This is a genomic window from Finegoldia magna (assembly GCF_003182075.1).
Taxonomy (GTDB): domain Bacteria; phylum Bacillota; class Clostridia; order Tissierellales; family Peptoniphilaceae; genus Finegoldia; species Finegoldia magna.
Window position 1 is genome coordinate 114,495 of the sequence record NZ_QGTH01000002.1, and the last position, 4,665, is coordinate 119,159.

Annotated in this window: 3 protein-coding genes and 1 rRNA gene; 1 reads left to right on the top strand and 3 read right to left on the bottom strand. The window is 33.8% G+C overall.

The features are described 5' to 3' along the window. Positions 1 to 403: 403 nt before the first annotated feature. Together DES33_RS01700 and DES33_RS01705 are read right to left on the bottom strand one after the other, a co-directional pair. Positions 404 to 748 (bottom strand): PqqD family protein, encoded by a 345-nt coding sequence (locus tag DES33_RS01700; RefSeq protein ID WP_094223186.1) that lies wholly within the window; start codon positions 746 to 748, stop codon positions 404 to 406. Continuing rightward, a complete protein-coding gene (locus DES33_RS01705; protein WP_094224367.1) occupies positions 735 to 2,663 on the bottom strand; it encodes an OPT family oligopeptide transporter in 1,929 nt (642 codons plus the stop codon). Before DES33_RS01705 ends, DES33_RS01700 begins: the two co-directional genes overlap by 14 nt. Positions 2,664 to 2,879: 216 nt before the next feature. Here DES33_RS01705 and DES33_RS01710 point away from each other — a divergent pair, with 216 nt between their 5' ends. After that, positions 2,880 to 3,485: a hypothetical protein gene (locus DES33_RS01710; RefSeq protein ID WP_094210333.1), complete on the top strand. Its 606-nt coding sequence runs from the start codon at positions 2,880 to 2,882 to the stop codon at positions 3,483 to 3,485. 1,001 nt (positions 3,486 to 4,486) lie between these two features. On the opposite strand, the gene rrf is transcribed toward DES33_RS01710, so the two are convergent. Beyond that, a 5S ribosomal RNA gene (gene rrf, locus DES33_RS01715) occupies positions 4,487 to 4,603 on the bottom strand. Positions 4,604 to 4,665: the final 62 nt, after the last annotated feature.

A 4,665-nucleotide genomic window follows, 5' to 3' on the forward strand; every position in this document is an offset into this window, starting at 1 on the left:
TATTTATTTTCGTAGTCTAGATATTCGTGCGAGATGTTTGCTTACTTTCTGACCTGTCTGTGTCAAGCAACTGTTGTCTATCGAATTTATTTTTACTATTTTCTATCCTTTTCCCGCAATCTCAAAATCAGCGAAACCTTCAAGCAAACAATCGAAGCTCACTAATATCATCATATAAAATTTAATGTTTCTTATGAGCGACGCTTCGAACGATGAAATCTTCATTTCATATTCTAAAAAGAAGATTTCTGAAGTGAGGCTGAGCGAATAAGATTATTAAATTTTCACCTAGATATTCGTGCGAGATGTTTGCTCCGATTTTGGGCCTCTGTGTGTCCTGCAACTGTTGACTTGCGAAATTCTTTGCCTATTTCCATATTTCTCCCCATAAAAAAAAGAAGCCTTATTCAGACTTCTTTTTGAGTTTAACAATATCATTGTTGTATAAAATTTGTATGAATTGAGATAGTCTCTCGTATAGAGGTTCTACCTCATCTCCGTATTGTTCTTTTAATTTATTCCCAATTTCTATAATGTTACTCTTGCCATCAATCATCCTGAAAACATCACTTCCATAACTTTCAAGCTTGATATTGGATTCTTTTGGTGTGAAGAACATCTTTTGAGCAATCTTATCAAAAATATGATTGTGCTTTTTTACTAAATACACAAGATCATCTTTTTCATAAAACTCTATCTTGTCATTGACCTCAGGAATAAATTCTAGGAAATTTTTATTTCGCTTCATTAGTATTTACGTTTTTAATACAAGTTCTAACTAGAACTGCTAATAACAATATGAATACTATAATTGATCCAATTGTGCCGATGTTGAATTTTGAAGATAAATCAAGAACTTCGCCTAATGTTTTGTCTCCTACTTTGATTATAGCAAATGCAGCAAGTAAAATACCTACAACACCTTCACCTGCTATAAATCCAGATGTGAACAATACACCATTTTCAGCTTGTTCTTTTCTTAATTCTTCATTTTTAACTTTTCTCTTGTCAACAAATAATCTGATTAAACCACCAGTCATGATTGCTGTAGAAGTGTTGATTGGTAAATACAAACCTACTGCAAATGGTAAAACTGGAATTCCTAAAATTTCAACAACAACTGCAATGAATGCTCCTGCGAAAACTAATCCCCAAGGAAGTGATCCACCCATTACACCTTCGATTATAAGCTTCATCAACATACCTTGTGGTGCAGGAAGTTCTTCTGAACCATATCCCCAAGATGAATCTAATAACCATAAAATAGCTCCGATTACAAGTGCAGATACAGTAACACCAATTAATTCACCGATTTGTTGTTTATATGGAGTAGCTCCAACCAAGAAACCAGTCTTTAAGTCTTGTGAAGTATCCCCTGAAATAGCAGCGATAACACAGATTACAGTACCAATTGAAATAGCCATCATCATACCATCGTGACCAGTATTTCCCATAGCCTTGATCAACAATGAAGTTATCAATAAAGCAGCAATAGTCATACCAGAAACTGGGTTGTTAGAAGATCCAATAAGACCAACCAAACGAGAAGATACAGTTGCAAAGAAGAAACCAAATACAACGATAATAATTGAACCAATAGGACCAACTGGAATAATTGGTAAAACAGCCATTATAACTGCTATAGCAAGAATAGCTATTCCTATGAATTTCATGCTCAAATCTTTTTCAGTACGAAGAACTGAATCTGTACCCAAACCTTGTGATTTGTAGTCTTTCATAGCATCTCTGAAAGTTCTAATAATTAGTGGCAATGATTTAATTAAAGATATAATACCACCAGTAGCTACAGCACCAGCTCCTATATATCTTAAATAAGTACCCCAAATATCTTTTACAGTCATAGCAGAAATAGCTTTATCTGCAGCACCGATTATGTTGTCTCCACCGAATAATTTCATAAGTGGCATAATAACTAACCAACCTAAAGTTGCACCACTTAGCATGTATCCAGAAATCTTAGGACCACAAATATAACCAACACCTACCAAAGATGGAAGTGGGTCGATACCGATACCAGCACCTGAGAAAGATTTAACTGTAATTTCTTTTGATAATGAAGATGGGAAAATCTTCAAACCATCAGCAAAGAATTTGTATACAGCAGCCAAACCTAAACCTTTAAATACAAGCTTAGCCTTGGATCCACCTTCTTCACCGGCTAATAAAACTTCTGCACAAGCAGTTCCTTCTGGATATGGAATAACCCCGTGTTCCTTAACTATTAAAGCATTTCTCAACGGAACCATGAATAAAACCCCTAGTAAACCACCAATAAGAGTAATAACCCCTATTTCGATTAATGATGGAGCTGGTTCATTCCATTCCTTCATCCAAATAAATAATGCTGGCATTGTAAAGATAGCACCTGCGGCAACTGATTCCCCTGCGGAACCTATAGTTTGAACGATGTTGTTTTCCAAAATAGAATCCCTCTTGAAAATCAATCTGATAACTCCCATTGAAATAACAGCAGCAGGAATTGATGCAGAAACTGTCAAGCCAACTCTAAGACCTAAATATGCATTAGCTCCACCAAATACAATTGCCATGATAATACCGAAAATAATAGAGAATGGTGTAAGCTCTGGCAAGACCTTATCGGCCGAAATAAAAGGCTTAAAGTCATTATTATTGTTGCTCATAAATATACCCTCCTTTTTATATATATAAATTTACAAAATCATTATACCAGATTGAATTTATTTTGTCAATAATATTTATTGCTTTACACTTAAATACTCAAATAATTATAAAAATATTTAAGAAACAAATATCTGAACTTTTCTACTAAAATAGTTTGAATTTTCCCAAATTAATAGTATAATAATAGAGTTGGAATAAATTAATTGGAGGGAATTATGAAAAAGAAATTTTTAACAGTATTATTAGTATTATCAATGGTTGTATTGGCTTCATGTTCTAATCAAAAAGGATCAGAATTAGAAAGCAAATTAAAAGAAGTAGAAACAGATAAAAAATTTGCTATCGAAAACTTAAACGACGCTAACAACAAAATCAAAGAATTAAACGCAAAAATTCAAGAACAAGAACAAGGATACAGCTCAAAAGTATTAGTAAACGACCTAACAGCTGAAATGACAAACGAACAATTGCAAAAAGTATTAACAAACACAATTGCTTACAAATTGACAGCTGATGATCAAGAATTAGCACAAGAAACAACAGTTGAAGTAGCAGAAATGCCTAAAACATTAAACTTCATCGTACAAATTCCAGAAGACTTAAAATCATCAGAAAAAGCAAAAACAATCTTGAACTTACAAGCACCAAAAATCAATGTAAATGGTAAAGCAGCACAAGTTGAAGAACAAGAAGAACACGACGCAATAAAATACGTAGTAAACTTAGAATCTGCAGGAAAAGAAGCAAAAATCGACCTACCACAAGACATAAACGCAAAATTACAAAGACCAAACCAACAACTTGTAATCAAAGCAAAATAATGAACACCTAGCCACTAGAAATCTAGTGGCTATCATTTTATCCTTTTATTTCTCTGTTTTCCCCTAAGTCTAGTGATTTAATTTTATAATTTTCTATTTAAATCTATACGTCCTTTATCCTAGTCTAGTGATTCTTATCAAAAATTTATATCTGTGTCTCTCAATTCTTGAACATCTCGAAACCTTCGAGCAAACAATCGAAGCTAAGAATATCATACGGAGACAATAATTATAAATTCAAGCGAAGGGAACCGTTAAAAAATTGTGCTGTTTGAGTGCGTAGCACGAGTTCACAATTTTAGGTTCACAAGCTTAGAATTTATTTGTTTTCGTAGTCTAGATATTCGTGCAAGATGTTTGCTATAGCTCTTACCCTTGTGTGTCTTGCTACTGTCATCTAGCGAAATCTTATAATCATTTTCTGTCATTGTCCCTCAATTCCACAAATTCGCGAAACCTTAAAGCAAACAATCGAAGGTAAGAATATCATACGGAGAAAATAATTATAAATTCAACCGAAGGGAACCGTTAAAAAATCGCACTGTTTGAGCGTTAGCGAGTTTGCGATTTTAGGTTCACAAACTTAGAATTTTTTTATTTTCGTAGTCTAGATATTCGTGCTAGATGTTTGCTTACTTTCTAACCTACGTGTGTCCTGCAACTGTAAATCTTGAGAAAAATTTTTTATCATTTTCTATCCTCTCCCTGCAATCATCAACACTGCGAAACCTTCAAGCAAACATTCGAAGCTAAGAATATCATACGGAGAAAATAATCATAAATTCAAGCGAAGGGAACCGTTAAAAAATCGCACTGTTTGAGCGTTAGCGAGTTTGCGATTTTAGGTTCACAAACTTAGAATTTATTTATTTTCGTAGTCTAGATATTCGTGCTAGATGTTTGCTTATTTTTTGACCTACATGTGTCTTGCAACTGTTGTCTAGCGTAATTCTTGTAAACAAAAAAAGATCTAACGGATTAAATCACGTTAGACCTTAATTGTTTGGCGACTACCTACTCTCCCACGACGTTTCCATCGTAGTACCATCGGCGTTAAGAGGCTTAACTTCTGTGTTCGGCATGGGTACAGGTGTATCCCTCTTGCTTTTATCACCATACTTATTCACTTTTCATTTCCAATCAATAACAGTATATATTTCCAGTCAAGTTTTCGATTTAT